We start from the raw sequence: 13,234 nt of genomic DNA, 5'->3' as shown, positions 1-13,234 counted from the left end.
AAACGGACCAAATATGACCCGCCCCACCCTGCCGCCGCGCTTTCCCGCGACCCCGGACCAAATCAACGCGCAGGTCCGTGCCTTTTACGCCCGCGTACGCGAGGACGCGGTGCTGGGACCGGTCTTCAACACACATGTCCAAGACTGGCCCGCGCATGAGGAAAAGATCGCCGCCTTCTGGCGCAACGCTATCTTGTATGAGCGCAGCTATGACGGGAATCCGCAGCGGGTCCATATTGAACGGCCCGACGTGCAGCCCGAGATGTTCGCCAATTGGCTGGACCTGTTCGAAGAGGTCGCCACCCAGACCCTGCCACCCGAGACCGCGATCCCGTGGGTCGCACTGGCCCGCCGGATCGGCGTGGGGATGAAGGCCGGTGTGCAATCTGCACGCCAACCCAAAGACGCACCTCCTATCCTGCGTTGATCCCAGAGCATGGCGGCTTTGCCATGTTAGCGGTAAAATAGGGGCTATGCGGGTCGGCCAAATGGGTTTACTCAGGGGTACGACAGCCCCATTGCGCTGCGCCCTTACACCGACACATCACCCGAGGCCGCCTCATGAGCACTCAGAACACCACCCTTCGGGGGCTTGGCTATGCGTTTGCGGGCTTTGCGGTCTTTGCCAGCCACGACGTGCTGATCAAAGTGCTGGGCAGCACCTATTCCGTGATGCAGATCATCTTTTTCGCAACGCTGTTTTCCTTTGTGCCGATGGCGGTGACGATCCTGACCGACCGGGCAACAGGCAATTTCCTGCCACATCATCCATGGCTGGTGCTGTTACGATCCAGTCTGATGGTCACAGGCATGTCCTGCGCGTTTTATGCGTTCTCGGTCCTGCCACTGGCCGAGGTTTATTCGCTGCTTTTCTCTTTCCCTCTGATCGTCACGGTCCTGTCGATCCCGATTTTGGGCGAGGTTGTCCGCGTCCAACGTTGGGCCGCGGTTGGCGTCGGCCTCATCGGTGTTCTGATCGTGCTGCGCCCCGGTTCAACAGATATCACGCTGGGACACCTCGCGGCCCTGACGGCTGCATTCTGCAGCGCCTTTGCATCTGTTCTGGTGCGCAAGATCGGGAATGAGGAACGCTCGGCCGTGCTGATCCTATATCCGATGCTGCTGGCCATTGTGGTCATGAGCTTGATGCAACCCGCCGTTTACCAACCTCCCTCGCTGCTGCATCTGGCGATGATGGCGCTGGTGGGCGTGTTCTCGGTCGTCGCACAACACTTGATCATCCTTGCCTATCGAGCCGCGCCCGCTGGGGTCGTCGCCCCCAGCCAATACAGTCAGATCATCTGGGCCACATTGTTCGGCATGGTCTTTTTCAACGAGCGGCCCGATGGCTGGGTCGCCGTTGGGGCCAGCATCATCATCGCCTCAGGCGTCTATGTGGTCTGGCGCGAAAGCCGGGCGAACACCTCGTCGGTCAATACCCCGGTTCTGCGGGTCCGCTCGCCACGCTCTGACACCGGCGCAAGCCGTCCCGGCAAATAAAAACGGCGCGCCATTCACAGCGCGCCGTCCTCAAAATCGCAGGTTGAGGGCCTTAGTAAACCACGACCGAGCGGATGCTTTCGCCCTTATGCATCAGGTCGAAACCGTGGTTAATGTCGTCCAGACCCATGGTGTGGGTGATCATCGGGTCGATCTCGATCTTGCCTTCCATGTACCAGTCGACAATTTTCGGCACATCGGTCCGGCCCCGCGCGCCGCCAAAGGCCGTACCGCGCCACGAGCGGCCCGTGACCAGCTGGAACGGACGGGTCGATATCTCTGCCCCCGCAGGCGCCACGCCGATGATGATCGATTCACCCCAGCCCTTATGCGCCGATTCCAATGCGGCACGCATCACGCCCACATTGCCAGTGGCGTCAAAGGTGTAGTCCGCGCCACCTTTGGTCAGGTTGACCAGATAGGGCACCAGGTCGCCTTCAACTTCGGTCGGGTTCACGAAATCGGTCATGCCGAACTTGGTCGCCATCTCGACCTTGGCGGGGTTCAGGTCAACGCCGACGATTTGATCGGCCCCGGCCAGACGCAGGCCCTGAATCACGTTCAACCCGATACCGCCCAGACCGAACACGATGGCGCGGCTGCCGATTTCCACCTTGGCAGTGTTGATGACAGCGCCGATCCCTGTGGTCACGCCGCAGCCGATATAGCAGATCTTGTCGAAGGGCGCGTCTTCACGCACCTTGGCCAGCGCGATTTCCGGCAGAACCGTGTGGTTCGAGAAAGTCGAGCAGCCCATGTAGTGCAGGATTGGATCACCATCCAAAGTCGAAAAGCGCGAGGTCCCATCCGGCATCAGCCCCTGCCCCTGCGTTTCACGGATCGCCTGACACAGGTTGGTCTTGGGATGCAGACAGTATTCACACTCGCGGCATTCGGGGGTGTAAAGCGGGATCACGTGGTCGCCTGGCTTCAGGCTGGTCACACCTGGGCCGACCTCGACCACGACGCCTGCGCCTTCATGGCCCAGAATCGCGGGGAACAGCCCCTCGGGGTCCGCGCCCGACAGGGTGAATTCGTCGGTGTGGCAAATGCCGGTGGCTTTGATCTCGACCAGAACCTCACCCGCTTTGGGGCCTTCAAGGTTCACATCCATCACTTCCAAAGGTTTGCCTGCCTGAACGGCGACGGCAGCACGGGTGCGCATATTCGGTGTCTCCCTGTCACTTTTGCCTCGACCCTGCGTTAATTGCCGGGCGTTTTCAACTGCGCTTTGATGCCAGCTTTGCTAAACATCTGATATTGCAGAAACGACATTGCCGGAAAGAGGAACGCCAATGCACCGTTTTATTCCCACGCTGGCCCTGCTGGCCGCCTGTGCCCAAACCCCCGCGCCCGAGGATGCGCCCCTGTCGCCCGAACCCGCCCCGGTCGATCTGGCCTTTTGTCAGGGCGAAGCTGTTGCAGGCTCTGTCGGTCAACCGGTCTCGACCATTCAGACCCAGTTGCCCGAACGGTCCCGCGTTCTGGGGCCGGGTGATCTGGCCACGCAGGATTACCGCATCGACCGGCTGAATGTTTTTGTAGATGAGACCGGGGTCATCCAACGCCTGACCTGCGGGTAAGCGTGGACTCGGTGGGCGATTATACGATAAGAACAAAATGAGAACATTTTGATGTCTGCCAATGCCAAAACGCCGAATACTCTCGCTCTGGTTTCCCCGTCTGGGGGCTGAACGGCTGATCCGCGCTGCGCGGGGGCTGCAGGATGGGCCTTTGGCTGTGGTGACCGAGCAGTCGAACATGCAGGTGATCACATCCCTGAACGCGGATGCGCAGACCGCTGGTCTGCGCGTGGGCCAACCAGTGCGCGACGCTCATGCCATGTGCGCCAATCTGGTGACACGCCCCCGCAACGCCCCGGCCGAGGCTGCGTTTCTGACCGCCCTGCGACGGTGGGTGGGCAAATTCAGCCCATGGGTGGCTGAAGAAGCGCCAGACGGATTGATCGTGGACCTGTCAGGCTGCGCGCATCTGTTCGGCGGGGAAGAAGCGTTGTTGAACGTGATCGAAACCGACTGCGCCGATATGGGGCTCAGCGTGCAGATGGGCATCGCCGACACGCTGGGTGCGGCCTGGGCGCTGGCACGCTACGCGGGGCAAGAGGCCGCCTCCGACCGCAATGGCGACGCCATCAGCCAAGAGGCCCGCGCCACCCGCGCCCGCGCCACCAAGCGGCGGCACTGGACCAAGGGCGGGGCCGCACCGCAAATGGTGGCTGTGGGCAGTGGCGCGCGGATCACAGCGCCGGGGCAATCCTATGGCGCGCTCAGCCCGCTTCCCATTGCAGCGCTGCGGCTTGAGGATCAGGTGGTCGCACAGCTGAACCGTCTGGGCCTGCGCAGGATCGGCGACCTACTGGGGCAGCCGCGCGCGTCGCTGGCGCGGCGATTTGGGCGGGGACTGGTGCTACGGCTGGATCAGGCGATGGGCAGCGCGCCAGAGCCGGTCTCGCCCGCCCGACCGCCGCATCACTTTGCGGTGCGGATGACCCTGCCCAACCCGATCGGTCTGACCGAAGACGTCATGGCCGCCATCGACCGCGTTCTACCGACGCTCTGCACCAAGCTAGAGGAGAAAGCGCGCGGGGTGCGGACTCTGCGGCTGGAAGCCCATCGCGCCGATCAGGCGGCTGAGATCATCGAGGTCGGGCTGGCCCGTCCAACCTATGATAAACACCGCATTCGCCCTTTGTTAGAGATGAAAATCGACCAAATCGATGCGGGCTATGGCATCGACATGCTGCGACTTGAGGCGGTGCAGACGGAACCTATCCACGCCCGCACCATGGCCGGTCATGCCGAGGCGCGCCGCGTCGCCCGCAACCGATTGGACGGTAACACCGCTGTCGAAGACCTGATCGGAAAACTAGGTGCGCGGGTCGGGCTGGAGGCGATCACAAGGCGGCACCCGGCGGCCTCGCATATCCCCGAGAAAACCGCACAGGTGCTGGCTGCTGCGTGGTCCGAACCCGCGCAAGACTGGCCTGCACCACCGCGTCCGCGTCCCTTGCAGATGTGGCAACCCGAGCCAGTAGCCGCTCCAGATACCCCAGACGTGCCAGACACATTTCGCTGGCGCGGGCGAAACTGGCAACTGACACAAGCCACCGGGCCGGAACGGATCGCACCGGAATGGTGGCTGGATGACCCTAACTGGCGCAGCGGCGTGCGCGATTACTGGGTGGTTGTGACCGAACAGGGCGAGCGGCTGTGGCTGTTTTACGGCCACGGCGGCACCATGTCGGCGGGCTGGTTTTGCCATGGTCAGTTTGGATAAACCCCTGATTAGAGTCTACTTACCGCGATACACCAGCCAATCCGGCAGGTAATCAATCAGCCGGATCACCCAGGAAAACGGCGCAGGGAAATCGGTGCGGAACCGGCGACGCGCCATGGCTTTGGCCACGCGATCCGCCGCGTCCTCGGGCGTCATCAGCATGGGCATTTTGAAACTGTTCTTCTCGGTCAGCCGGGTCTTGATGAACCCCGGATTGACGATCCGTACGGTTACACCCGATCCGGCCAAATCATGTCGCATCGTCTCGGCCAGCGACACCAGCGCCGCCTTGCTGGACGCATACCCAATCGCCGCTGGAAGACCGTGATAACCAGCCAAAGACCCGATCAGGGTGATATCCCCGCGCCCTGTCTGGACGAACCCCGGCACGGTTTCCCCCAGCACCCGCATGGCCCCAAGATAGTTCACATCGACCATCCTCAGCGCGCTTTCCGTATTCCAGTCACCACTCCGCATGGGATCATAGGCACCAGCGTTATAGACCAGCCCATCGACTGAGCCAGCCTCGGTCGCTGCAGCACAAACAGACGCTAAATCAGTCACATCCATCGCAATCGCACGGGCGTTGGGCAGGGTATCGCAAATCTCGGCCAGACGCTCCGCGTTGCGGGCCGACAGGATCAGATGCGCGCCCTGACGGCTGAGGGTCTCAGCCAGAGCCCGCCCCAGCCCTTCACTGGCGCCGATGATCCAATATGTCTTTCCGTCAAAGCTGCTCATTCCGGGACCGTTTCATATGCTTTTCTGTTTTACGACCGCCGAGGGGTGCCGGATCACAGGCGGGACAGATAACGCATCTTGTAACCCGAAGTCACAACCTAGTGCATTTTCGAAATTCTTCTAACCCGATTGATCCACCCAAGCCTATTCTGCGTATCTTATTGTAATACGTTACAGAACGAGGCTTGAATGTTCGACGAAACCCGGAGCGGTCGGAAAAAAATCGCAGTAATAGGCGCAGGCATCTCGGGTCTCTCCGCAGCTTACTACCTGTCAGAAAACAATGACGTAACCGTCTTCGAGGCCGAACCCCGGCTGGGCGGTCACGCGCGCACGGTTATGGCGGGAAAGAACGGCGATCAGCCGGTCGATACGGGTTTCATCGTATTCAACTACGTGACCTATCCTTATCTGACCGCCTTGTTTGAAGAACTGAACGTGCCGGTTATCAAGTCGGAAATGAGCTTTGGTGCCACCATCGACAATGGCCGCATCGAATACGGGCTGAACAATCTGCGCACCCTGACCGCGCAGAAACGCAATCTTGCGCGCCCCGCATACTACAAGATGATCGCCGACATTCTGCGGTTCGGCAAAGAGGCCCCCGAGGCCGCACAAGACGACGACACCACGATCGGAGAGCTGGTGGATCAGCTGCGCCTCGGCCATTGGTTCCGCCACAATTACCTGATGCCCATGTGCGGCGCGATCTGGTCGACCCCTGTTGAGTTTGTGGATCAGTTCCCGGCCCGCTCGTTGGTGCAGTTCTTTCGCAACCATGCGCTGCTGGCCAGTGGCCGCGCCAAACAGCATCAGTGGTACACTGTAAAAGGCGGCAGTATCGAATATGTGCGTCGCATCGACGCCGCGTTGCGTGCGCGAGGGTGCGAGATCCGACTGGCCGCGCCGGTGGATCACGTGAAACGCGATGGCGACGGCGTTACCGTCCACAGCCAAGGGCACGGGGACCAGTTTGACGAGATCATCCTGGCCACCCACTCCGATCAATCGCTGGCTATTCTGGGTGACAGCGCGACCGAAGGCGAACGCGCCGCACTTGGTGCAATCCGGTATCAACCGAACACAGCGATCCTGCATTGCGACGAGCGCCAGATGCCCCGCCGGCGCGCCTGCTGGTCCAGTTGGACCTATCGGTCGCAAGCCGGAAATGTTGGCGTAACCTATTGGATGAACCGTCTGCAGAACATTCCCGACAGCGATCCGCTGTTCGTGTCGCTGAACGCTTCATCAGAAATTCCCGCGGATAAAATCTATGATCAGGTGGAATTTGCGCACCCGGTCTTCGACAAAGCGGCCCTGAAGGCACAAGGGCAAATCCGCGCGATGCAGGGACAGAACCGAACCTGGTTTGCCGGCGCCTATAACAGGCACGGCTTTCACGAAGATGGGATTGCCAGCGCGATGCATGTGGTCGAGCGCTTGAATGGCACCCAACACACATTCGGAGCTGACAATGAGACTGATGCACAAAACGCAGCCATCGTGGCCTCGGCAAGCGTCTGACTTCTGTCGGGCGACACTCTTGTCCTTGGCCCTGCTGGTGCCGGGCAGCCTGCAGGCCGCTACCGGGCTGAATGATCTAGACGATCCGCAACTGCGCGGCACGGCGACCTATCGCTATCTTGGGCTGCCGCTTTACAACGGGCGGCTTTTCACCCCGGGCGGCGCGGCGTTCGACTGGAACAAGGATTTCGCGCTGGAACTGCAATACCGCCGTAACGTATCAAAGAAGGTGCTGATCAACTCGACCCTGGACGAAATGGACCGCATCGGGCGCCCCGCCCCTGTGCGTGATCAGCTTGAGGTCTGCTTCAAGGCCGTGAAAAAGGGCGATCGGTATCTGGCAGTTTCGGACGGGCCAAATGAGGTATCCTTCTGGCTGAACGGCGCAAAAACCTGCACCATGCGCCATCCGGGCATCAAGCGTAGCTTCATGTCGGTGTTTCTGGGCGAGAAAAGCCGCTCGGCCGCGTTCACGCAGAAGCTCAAAGGTCAGTAATGTTGTATCCGAGGGTCAGCCTCTATGCGCTGATGCTCGCGGCGGCGGGCATCCCGCTTTACATCCACCTGCCGCGCTTTGCTGCCGTCAATCTGGGTATAGGGTTGGGGGTGATCGGGACGGTTCTATTGCTGATCCGCCTGATTGATCTGGTGCAAGATCCGCTGATCGGATGGGCTATCGACCGCTGGCCGGGGGCGCAGCTTGCCTTCGCCGCCGCCGCTGCACTTGGATTGGCCATCGGGTTTCCCTTGCTGTTCGGTTTGCCCGACGGGGCCAGTATCGCCGCATTAGTGTCTGTTTTGATCCTTTTGTTCTCGGCCTACAGCCTCGGCACGATCCTTCTCTATGGCCGCAGCGCTACGCTTGCCAAGCGAACCGATGCACAAGAGCTTATGACTCTGGCTGCGTGGCGCGAAGGCGGACAGCTGACAGGGGTCATTCTGGCGGCCATCGCCCCGGCTGTGTTCGTGGCGCTTGGGGCCGGGGGGCAAGGTTATCCCGCTTTTGGACTGTTTCTTGGGGTGCTGGCCCTTCTAACCCTGGCGATGACCGTTCCAATCTGGCGGCGCGCGCCGATCACCGGACAAGGGATATCTCTGGCGGGGCTTGGACAAGCTGGTGCGTTGCGTCTTTTGGTTCTGGCGCTGGTGAACAGCCTTCCTGTGGCCATCACCTCGACCCTGTTTCTGTTCTTTGTTGAAGACAAGCTGCAACTGCCGGGCAAAGCGGGCCCACTGCTGATCCTGTTTTTCCTCAGCGCAGGCGTCAGCGTTCCGCTTTGGGCACGGCTGAGCAAGCGAATTGGCCCAAAACAGACTCTGATTATAGCCATGCCCCTGTCTATCGCGGGCTTTATTGGAGCGGCCATGCTGTCGGCTGGAAACCTAGCTGGCTTCGCCGCGATCTGCATCGCTTCGGGCGCGGCGTTGGGTGCCGATATGGTGGTGCTGCCTGCCATGTTCTCGGTTGTGCTGACGCGCGCAGGGCTGAATGCCTCAACCGCCTTCGGCATCTGGTCCTTTGCCGGCAAGCTGGGCCTTGCGCTGGCTGCTTTTTTCACCTTGCCGCTGCTGGAACGCAGCGGGTTCACTCCTGGTCAGGCGAACACGACCGAGGCGCTGAAAACGCTCACCCTCGCCTATGCCGTTCTTCCCTGCATCCTGAAACTCGGCGCGTTCGGACTGGTTCTGACGCTGCCTACTGAGGTCTCTGCCAAATGAAACTGCTTGTTGTTCTGCTTTTAGCCGTCTTGGCTCTCTTCGTCGCAAAGGGTCGATTTCTGAGCTTCCGATCGCAATCCCCCGCCGATTACGCTGGAACCGGCCCCGCCTTCAAAATGAAGGAAAACCTGAACGGAGAGATCCTGTCCGAAGGTCTGATCTACGGCCCCAACGGCAAGATGACCAACAGCTTCGTCGCCCGCATGATTGGGGAATGGGACGGCAACACCGGGACGCTGGCCGAGTACTTTACCTATTCCAACGGCAAGAAGATGACCCGCAAATGGTACCTGACGCTGGGTACAGGCAACACGTTCACGGCCAAGGCGGATGATATAGTCGGCGAAGGACAAGGCACGATTTCGGGTTCGACCGTCAAACTGACCTATCGGATTATCCTGCCTGAGGACTCGGGCGGGCATACACTGGATGTTACAGATTGGATGTATCTGACCGAAAGCGGCGTGATCATGAATCGCTCGGAAATGCGCAAATATGGCATCAAAGTCGCCGAGCTCGTCGCCACAATGCGACCCGCGCCTGAGGTCAAAGCCGCGCATCTGAACGGGGCCAACGGTTATGACTCAGACAGCGAGGCGAGGCCCCTGCAATGACCCTGCGCCGGTTTCTGATCACCTTACTTGCCATCGCTGGCGTCGCCGCGCTGGCGTCATGCTCGGCCAAACCGCGCGTACCCAAGTCGTTCCTGTCAGACCGACAGTTGAACCTGGAAGAGTTCTTTGTGGGTAAAACCGTCGCCTATGGCCAGTTTCAGGATGTTCTGGGCAATGTCCCACGCCGGTTCACGGTCGATATCGACGGAACATGGGACGGCACGACCCTGACCCTGGTCGAAGATTTCGTCTATGACGACGGCACGACCGAGCAGCGCATCTGGACCCTGACCAAAACTGGCGAGGATACTTGGACGGGCACGGCTCCGGGTGTGCTGGGTACGGCTAGCGGGATTGAACGCGGCGATACGTTCAATTGGAAATACAAGATCGATCTGCCGATCAAGGACGGCACCATGCGGGTGAATTTCGATGACTGGATGTGGTTGATGACCGATGACCGGTTGCTGAACCGCGCCTATGTCTCGCGCTATGGTGTGCGCCTGGGCGAAGTCGTACTGTTCTTCGAAAAGAAATAGAAAAAGGGCAGGCGCAAGGGCCCGCCCCAAAATCAAAATTGCCTAGGTCGACTTAGAAGTTGAAGCGCGCACCAAAATCGGCACGGATAAAGCCATCTTCGTCGCCTTCTTTGATCTCGCCGATACCGCCGCGCAGCGATGCGCCGTTGCCCAGATCGTAGATTGCGCCAACACCGATGTTGCGCTCGTCATCATCGGCGTTGCCGTCACCATAAGCGACCAACAGCGTTGTCGCGGCTCCAACGTTATACGAGGCCGAGAAACCATAGGCGGTGCCATTCTCGGCATCGTCCGCGACGTCATCGTCCGCCAGGAACAAAGTACCGTAGAAGTCACCCAATTCTGCACCAAGTGTCAGAACAGTAAGGCTTTCGTCGTCGCCATTCACCAGATCTTTTTCACCATAGGCGACCGAAGCGGTAAAGGCGTCAAACGAGTATGACGCAAAAATATCCCAGCGGTCGGTGCTTTCATCAGACCCGTTCAGAGCAACAGTTTCCTGATCATATGAACCGCCAAAGCTCAGGTCGCCAAGCTGGTACTGAGCGAACACCGCGTTCGCGCCCGAACCCGTCGAACTGTATTCGAGGAACTCGTAGTTGACGCCAACATACTGACCCAGGAATTCTTCCAGGCCCGGTTCATTGCCGAAGTAGTCATCCAGGTTGTCAAACGAACCTGCCACGTTCCCCGCATCGACACGTAGCCCACCATAGAGAACAGAGAAACGCGCGCCGTTCAGGCCTGCCTCAGAGGCTTCGCCATTGCCGTTGTCTTCGTCGGCTTGCAACCGGACACGCGCCTGAAATTCAACGCCGCTGTCCGTTTCGACAATCCCGTCGATGTTCAGACGGAACCGCGAGATCAGGATCGCGTCATCTGTGTCAACATTTGCAGTGTCCGTCGAGGTAACGACGCCACCAGCGGTGTTGAAATTGGTAACGTCGCCAGAGCGATCTTCTTCGTAGCCGATACCAAAGCGGGCGAAGCCGCTGAACTTTATTTCCGCCGAGGCGGCACCTGTGGCCGCAATCAGTGCGGTCGATGCGATGAGGAGTTTTTTCATGGTAAATCCATAAATTTCGAGAGGAGGATGGCCGCAAAGCTGCGCCCGACGCTCCTTTCGTGGATTTACAAAAAATACGTAATATGTAATCTTTGTCCAGATACCAGCATATCGTGCTCTGTTGCATCTATGCATCCATCTGCTTCTGGCGATGCAGCGGGTGTCCCCTATTTATGAGGGTTTTGCGCATTCTCCAGACTGATAACGCAGCTGTGATCCACAAAAATCATCCTGACTTCTTGCAAATCAATCGCGTCACCCATGTTGGAAAAATCAACCTGGCACCTTGGATGTTTGACCTGCCTTGCGACGGAAATCCGATTCGACGATTGGGCAAGGCATCAATTGCTGGTGTAGAAGAAAGACAGCTTGCGGCTTACGCCTCCTGGCGGTCGGGGGAAAGGTTCAGCGGCGCGTACCTGTTCGCGGGCAGCGCGGTCCACTTCGCGCGAGCCCGAGCTGTCGACCACTTCGACAAATTCCAGCGTGCCGTCGGGGTTGATCTGGAAAAACACCTGCGCGAACCCTCGGGCGGACACAAAGACAAGCGGTGCTCGGTTCAGATGCACCAGTACCTGCCCTTCGTAATTGGTTTCATTCGCATTGCCCGGCCCGCGACCGCCTGATCGCGTACCGCTATTGCCGGATGTGAACGCGTCGACGCCCCGGCGACGATAGGCCGTCAAAGGCGACTCGATCTCTTGTGCAGGGAAGCGCAGGTTGCTGAAATCACGTGCGCCGTTGGCGATACCCCGTCGTTGAGGAACAGGCTGCCGTTCCGGGCGCTGCGGGCGGATCGAGGTTGTGACAGCCAATTCGGTCGGCGCGTCATTTTCAACCGGCTCCAGCGCCGTTTCGGGCAAGTCCGGTTCAATCGCCTCACTTTCCAACGGAACAACCGGAATCGCCGTCGCCTCGGGAACTGGCGCAGCTTCAGTCGGGGGCAAAGCAGCCAGTTGTTCCTGCGCCGGCTCGACAGGCTGCGCCTCTTCCAGAGGTTCAGTCGATTCTGCCGCAGCATCCGGATCGCCCTCGGGCGTTTCGGCACGTTCGGCCACCTCAACAGGCGGATTTTCGTCGGCCTCTTCGCTGGCGGACTGATCGCCATCGGTCCCGTCTACACTTTCAGCCACGTTTGGCTCGACTGGTTCAGTGGCCTCGGGCTGCACGACTTCGGCCTCTCCCAGATCAGGGGCAAAACTTTCTTCGGGGTTGTCCGACGCGACCAGCGCCTCGCTGACGGGAACCTCGGGGGTTTCGGGAATCTCTTCTTCGACCGGCTCTTCCTCGGCGGGGGGCTCCGGCGCTTCGGCCTGTTCCGGCTCAACGGCTTCTTCAGCCTCCTCGGCGAGGTCTTCGAAACTACTGCCCAGCTCAACTGAGTTCTGCGCAGCCGCCTCGCTGCCGTCTTCGGCCAGTCGCGGCGCAGTATAGAGCAACCCCATCAGGTGCAGGATCAACGACACCAGAATGGCTACGACGGCGATGACCACCGAACCCCGGATCATTGCAGCGCCTTTTCCGTCACGACAAAGACAGAACTTGCACCAAGGCGGCGAAGCTGGCCGGTGATTTCAATAAGCCGCGCGCCGGGGGCCTCGCGGTCCGGTACGATGCGGACGGCACCGGGTTCGCGCCCTTCCATATAAAGCTCGGGCAGAATGGCGTTGCCGCGAAAGCTGAGCGTTCCGTCCTTATGCAGCACCAGTGCATCCGGCGGCTCTCGCCCTTCCAGTTCCGAGGTGTTCACAAGTTCTAGGTCGGGGTCCAGAGGCGTAGCGATCGTTCCCGTGATCAGAAAGAAGATCAACATCAGGAACACGACGTTGATCAAAGGAATCGTGGAGTCGCGCTTGCGACGCGGAGTACCTGAGCGGATCATTCCAGCACCAACACGCTGAGGTCTTCGCGCCCGCGCAGACGCACCAGCAAATCGACCAAACGTTGCGAGGTGGTGTCGGGATCAAGGCTGACCAGCACCTGCCCAGTCTCAACCTGTTCGGTCAGTTGATCCAACGTGACCTCGGCCCCGTTCAGCGTCAGACGGTCGGAGCCAAGCTGAACGAACAACCGCTCGGTCTGTGTGTCCGAGGGCTGGCCGCCGCCGGTCGCATTGCTCAGCTCGACCTCGGCAAATTTCGAAAAGGTCGAGGTCAGCATGAAGAACAGCAGCAACAGAAAGATCACGTCGATGAGGGGGGTCATCGACAGGGGCCGCCGGACAAAGGGCGCGC

15 protein-coding genes are annotated in these 13,234 nt (G+C 59.9%); 9 read left to right on the top strand and 6 right to left on the bottom strand.

Annotated features, from left to right (window positions below; genetic code table 11):
• The first annotated feature begins 13 nt into the window (after positions 1-13).
• Positions 14-427, top strand: coding sequence for a group III truncated hemoglobin (locus tag ACR0DB_RS08130; protein ID WP_480550026.1), 414 nt, complete (start codon positions 14-16; stop codon positions 425-427).
• A 134-nt stretch (positions 428-561) separates the two neighbouring features.
• Complete coding sequence (locus ACR0DB_RS08125) at positions 562-1,500, top strand: DMT family transporter (protein ID WP_480550024.1); 939 nt, start codon at positions 562-564, stop codon at positions 1,498-1,500.
• A gap of 52 nt (positions 1,501-1,552) precedes the next feature.
• Here ACR0DB_RS08125 and ACR0DB_RS08120 read toward each other — a convergent pair whose 3' ends face one another.
• Positions 1,553-2,665 carry an S-(hydroxymethyl)glutathione dehydrogenase/class III alcohol dehydrogenase gene (locus ACR0DB_RS08120; protein ID WP_480550022.1) on the bottom strand — a complete coding sequence of 371 codons (1,113 nt, stop codon included), beginning with the start codon at positions 2,663-2,665 and terminating at the stop codon, positions 1,553-1,555.
• A 130-nt stretch (positions 2,666-2,795) separates the two neighbouring features.
• Between ACR0DB_RS08120 and ACR0DB_RS08115 the strand changes: the two genes are divergently transcribed.
• Both ACR0DB_RS08115 and ACR0DB_RS08110 read left to right on the top strand, forming a co-directional pair.
• Positions 2,796-3,083 carry an I78 family peptidase inhibitor gene (locus ACR0DB_RS08115; protein WP_480550020.1) on the top strand — a complete coding sequence of 96 codons (288 nt, stop codon included), beginning with the start codon at positions 2,796-2,798 and terminating at the stop codon, positions 3,081-3,083.
• Between the two features lie 61 nt (positions 3,084-3,144).
• Positions 3,145-4,797: a Y-family DNA polymerase gene (locus ACR0DB_RS08110; RefSeq protein ID WP_480550018.1), complete on the top strand. Its 1,653-nt coding sequence runs from the start codon at positions 3,145-3,147 to the stop codon at positions 4,795-4,797.
• Positions 4,798-4,812: 15 nt separating this feature from the next.
• On the opposite strand, the gene ACR0DB_RS08105 is transcribed toward ACR0DB_RS08110, so the two are convergent.
• A complete protein-coding gene (locus tag ACR0DB_RS08105) occupies positions 4,813-5,538 on the bottom strand; it encodes an SDR family NAD(P)-dependent oxidoreductase (protein WP_480550016.1) in 726 nt (241 codons plus the stop codon).
• A 189-nt stretch (positions 5,539-5,727) separates the two neighbouring features.
• On the opposite strand from ACR0DB_RS08105, the gene ACR0DB_RS08100 reads away from it, so the two are divergent.
• The 5 genes from ACR0DB_RS08100 to ACR0DB_RS08080 are packed head-to-tail and all read left to right on the top strand — an operon-like array spanning position 5,728 to position 9,934.
• The gene (locus ACR0DB_RS08100; protein ID WP_480550014.1) at positions 5,728-7,062 is read left to right on the top strand and encodes an NAD(P)/FAD-dependent oxidoreductase; all 1,335 of its coding nucleotides are present in this window, start codon (positions 5,728-5,730) and stop codon (positions 7,060-7,062) included.
• Positions 7,063-7,081: 19 nt separating this feature from the next.
• A complete protein-coding gene (locus ACR0DB_RS08095) occupies positions 7,082-7,558 on the top strand; it encodes a hypothetical protein (RefSeq protein WP_480550012.1) in 477 nt (158 codons plus the stop codon).
• Entirely contained in the window at positions 7,558-8,781 is a 1,224-nt protein-coding gene (locus ACR0DB_RS08090) for an MFS transporter (protein ID WP_480550010.1), read from the top strand. The genes ACR0DB_RS08095 and ACR0DB_RS08090 overlap by 1 nt, the downstream gene beginning before the upstream one ends.
• Positions 8,778-9,395: a DUF3833 domain-containing protein gene (locus ACR0DB_RS08085; protein ID WP_480550008.1), complete on the top strand. Its 618-nt coding sequence runs from the start codon at positions 8,778-8,780 to the stop codon at positions 9,393-9,395. The genes ACR0DB_RS08090 and ACR0DB_RS08085 overlap by 4 nt, the downstream gene beginning before the upstream one ends.
• The gene (locus ACR0DB_RS08080; RefSeq protein WP_480550006.1) at positions 9,392-9,934 is read left to right on the top strand and encodes a DUF3833 domain-containing protein; all 543 of its coding nucleotides are present in this window, start codon (positions 9,392-9,394) and stop codon (positions 9,932-9,934) included. Before ACR0DB_RS08085 ends, ACR0DB_RS08080 begins: the two co-directional genes overlap by 4 nt.
• A gap of 52 nt (positions 9,935-9,986) precedes the next feature.
• On the opposite strand, the gene ACR0DB_RS08075 is transcribed toward ACR0DB_RS08080, so the two are convergent.
• The 4 genes from ACR0DB_RS08075 to ACR0DB_RS08060 form a co-directional block, all read right to left on the bottom strand.
• A complete protein-coding gene (locus ACR0DB_RS08075) occupies positions 9,987-11,000 on the bottom strand; it encodes a porin (RefSeq protein ID WP_480550004.1) in 1,014 nt (337 codons plus the stop codon).
• Between the two features lie 341 nt (positions 11,001-11,341).
• Positions 11,342-12,508, bottom strand: a complete 1,167-nt coding sequence (locus ACR0DB_RS08070) for an energy transducer TonB family protein (RefSeq protein ID WP_480550002.1) — start codon at positions 12,506-12,508, stop codon at positions 11,342-11,344.
• Positions 12,505-12,882 carry an ExbD/TolR family protein gene (locus ACR0DB_RS08065; protein ID WP_170773010.1) on the bottom strand — a complete coding sequence of 126 codons (378 nt, stop codon included), beginning with the start codon at positions 12,880-12,882 and terminating at the stop codon, positions 12,505-12,507. The genes ACR0DB_RS08070 and ACR0DB_RS08065 overlap by 4 nt, the downstream gene beginning before the upstream one ends.
• Positions 12,879-13,205 (bottom strand): biopolymer transporter ExbD, encoded by a 327-nt coding sequence (locus tag ACR0DB_RS08060; RefSeq protein ID WP_170773012.1) that lies wholly within the window; start codon positions 13,203-13,205, stop codon positions 12,879-12,881. The genes ACR0DB_RS08065 and ACR0DB_RS08060 overlap by 4 nt, the downstream gene beginning before the upstream one ends.
• Positions 13,206-13,234 lie beyond the last annotated feature (29 nt).

This window comes from Ruegeria sp. AB6, from assembly GCF_056542685.1.
This window is presented reverse-complemented; position numbering and strand designations above follow the sequence as displayed.

Coding starts and splice junctions, on each gene's coding strand:
- ACR0DB_RS08130 (WP_480550026.1), top strand. CDS start 14: ATGACCCGCCCCACCCTGCCGCCGCGCTTTCCCGCGACCCCGGACCAA.
- ACR0DB_RS08075 (WP_480550004.1), bottom strand. CDS start 11,000: ATGAAAAAACTCCTCATCGCATCGACCGCACTGATTGCGGCCACAGGT.
- ACR0DB_RS08080 (WP_480550006.1), top strand. CDS start 9,392: ATGACCCTGCGCCGGTTTCTGATCACCTTACTTGCCATCGCTGGCGTC.
- ACR0DB_RS08090 (WP_480550010.1), top strand. CDS start 7,558: ATGTTGTATCCGAGGGTCAGCCTCTATGCGCTGATGCTCGCGGCGGCG.
- ACR0DB_RS08125 (WP_480550024.1), top strand. CDS start 562: ATGAGCACTCAGAACACCACCCTTCGGGGGCTTGGCTATGCGTTTGCG.
- ACR0DB_RS08100 (WP_480550014.1), top strand. CDS start 5,728: ATGTTCGACGAAACCCGGAGCGGTCGGAAAAAAATCGCAGTAATAGGC.
- ACR0DB_RS08070 (WP_480550002.1), bottom strand. CDS start 12,508: ATGATCCGGGGTTCGGTGGTCATCGCCGTCGTAGCCATTCTGGTGTCG.
- ACR0DB_RS08120 (WP_480550022.1), bottom strand. CDS start 2,665: ATGCGCACCCGTGCTGCCGTCGCCGTTCAGGCAGGCAAACCTTTGGAA.
- ACR0DB_RS08065 (WP_170773010.1), bottom strand. CDS start 12,882: ATGATCCGCTCAGGTACTCCGCGTCGCAAGCGCGACTCCACGATTCCT.
- ACR0DB_RS08110 (WP_480550018.1), top strand. CDS start 3,145: ATGCCAAAACGCCGAATACTCTCGCTCTGGTTTCCCCGTCTGGGGGCT.
- ACR0DB_RS08115 (WP_480550020.1), top strand. CDS start 2,796: ATGCACCGTTTTATTCCCACGCTGGCCCTGCTGGCCGCCTGTGCCCAA.
- ACR0DB_RS08085 (WP_480550008.1), top strand. CDS start 8,778: ATGAAACTGCTTGTTGTTCTGCTTTTAGCCGTCTTGGCTCTCTTCGTC.
- ACR0DB_RS08105 (WP_480550016.1), bottom strand. CDS start 5,538: ATGAGCAGCTTTGACGGAAAGACATATTGGATCATCGGCGCCAGTGAA.
- ACR0DB_RS08060 (WP_170773012.1), bottom strand. CDS start 13,205: ATGACCCCCCTCATCGACGTGATCTTTCTGTTGCTGCTGTTCTTCATG.